Origin of the sequence: Oceanobacillus neutriphilus (genome assembly GCF_014645515.1) — a bacterium.
Classification (GTDB): Bacteria; Bacillota; Bacilli; order Bacillales; family Amphibacillaceae; genus Oceanobacillus; species Oceanobacillus neutriphilus.
The window spans coordinates 1-2,147 of sequence record NZ_BMLW01000037.1 but is presented as its reverse complement, the minus strand read 5'-3'; the positions used below and the strand labels follow the sequence as shown (position 1 = coordinate 2,147).

At 53.1% G+C, this 2,147-nt stretch carries 1 rRNA gene; it reads left to right on the top strand.

The window, feature by feature from the left end:
- Nucleotides 1-2,140: ribosomal RNA gene (locus IEX29_RS26275) — 23S ribosomal RNA — on the top strand; the annotation flags it as partial.
- Between the last annotated feature and the right edge of the window lie 7 nt (nt 2,141-2,147).

Genomic DNA, 2,147 nt, shown 5'->3' with positions numbered 1-2,147 from the left:
GTGAGTACTGGAGGTAGAGCACTGATTGGACTAGGGGCCCCTACCGGGTTACCGAATTCAGTCAAACTCCGAATGCCAGTTACTTCAACTTGGGAGTCAGACTATGGGTGATAAGGTTCATAGTCGAAAGGGAAACAGCCCAGACCGCCAGCTAAGGTCCCAAAGTATACGTTAAGTGGAAAAGGATGTGGCGTTGCACAGACAACCAGGATGTTGGCTTAGAAGCAGCCATCATTGAAAGAGTGCGTAATAGCTCACTGGTCGAGTGACGCTGCGCCGAAAATGTACCGGGGCTAAACGTATCACCGAAGCTGCGGATTGTTCTTACGAACAATGGTAGGAGAGCGTTCAAAGTGCAGAGAAGTCAGACCGTGAGGACTGGTGGAGCGCTTTGAAGTGAGAATGCCGGTATGAGTAGCGAAAAAAGAGTGAGAATCTCTTTCACCGAATGCCTAAGGTTTCCTGAGGAAGGCTCGTCCTCTCAGGGTTAGTCGGGACCTAAGCCGAGGCCGACAGGCGTAGGCGATGGACAACAGGTTGATATTCCTGTACCACCTCATGATTGTTTGAACAATGGGGGGACGCAGGAGGATAAGGAGTGCGCACTGATGGATGTGCGTCCAAGCATGCGAGGAAGTCAGACAGGCAAATCCGTCTGACATATTTCTGAGCTGTGACGGGGAGGGAAATAAAGTACCGAAGTTCCTGATTTCACACTGCCAAGAAAAGCCTCTAGTTAGATCATAGGTGCCCGTACCGCAAACCGACACAGGTAGGCGAGGAGAGAATCCTAAGGTGAGCGGGAGAACTCTCGTTAAGGAACTCGGCAAAATGACCCCGTAACTTCGGGAGAAGGGGTGCTCACTTGTGAGTGAGCCGCAGTGAATAGGCCCAAGCGACTGTTTAGCAAAAACACAGGTCTCTGCGAAGCCGAAAGGCGAAGTATAGGGGCTGACACCTGCCCGGTGCTGGAAGGTTAAGGGGAAGAGTTAGCGCANGGCCCAAGCGACTGTTTAGCAAAAACACAGGTCTCTGCGAAGCCGAAAGGCGAAGTATAGGGGCTGACACCTGCCCGGTGCTGGAAGGTTAAGGGGAAGAGTTAGCTCTTCGGAGCGAAGCTTTGAACCGAAGCCCCAGTAAACGGCGGCCGTAACTATAACGGTCCTAAGGTAGCGAAATTCCTTGTCGGGTAAGTTCCGACCCGCACGAAAGGTGCAACGACTTGGGCACTGTCTCAACGAGAGACCCGGTGAAATTATACTATGCGTGAAGATGCGCATTACCCGCGACAGGACGGAAAGACCCCGTGGAGCTTTACTGTAGCCTGATATGGAATGTTTGTGCAGTTTGTACAGGATAGGTGGGAGCCTTCGAAGCGTGAGCGCCAGCTTACGTGGAGGCACCCGTGGGATACCACCCTAACTGTATGACCATTCTAACCCAGGACCGTAATCCGGTTCGGAGACAGTGTCAGGCGGGCAGTTTGACTGGGGCGGTCGCCTCCTAAAAGGTAACGGAGGCGCCCAAAGGTTCCCTCAGAATGGTTGGAAATCATTCGAAGAGTGTAAAGGCAGAAGGGAGCTTGACTGCGAGACCTACAAGTCGAGCAGGGACGAAAGTCGGGCTTAGTGATCCGGTGGTTCCGCATGGAAGGGCCATCGCTCAACGGATAAAAGCTACCCCGGGGATAACAGGCTTATCTCCCCCAAGAGTTCACATCGACGGGGAGGTTTGGCACCTCGATGTCGGCTCATCGCATCCTGGGGCTGTAGTCGGTCCCAAGGGTTGGGCTGTTCGCCCATTAAAGCGGTACGCGAGCTGGGTTCAGAACGTCGTGAGACAGTTCGGTCCCTATCCGTCGTGGGCGTTGGAAGTTTGAGAGGAGCTGTCCTTAGTACGAGAGGACCGGGATGGACACACCGCTGGTGTACCAGTTGTTCCGCCAGGAGCATAGCTGGGTAGCTACGTGTGGAAAGGATAAGTGCTGAAAGCATCTAAGCATGAAGCCCCCCTCAAGATGAAACTTCCCATCACTTCAAGTGAGTAAAATCCCTCAGAGACGATGAGGTTGATAGGTCCGAGGTGGAAGCGTGGCGACACGTGCAGCTGACGGATACTAATCGATTGAGGACTTATCTAAGTTTTTG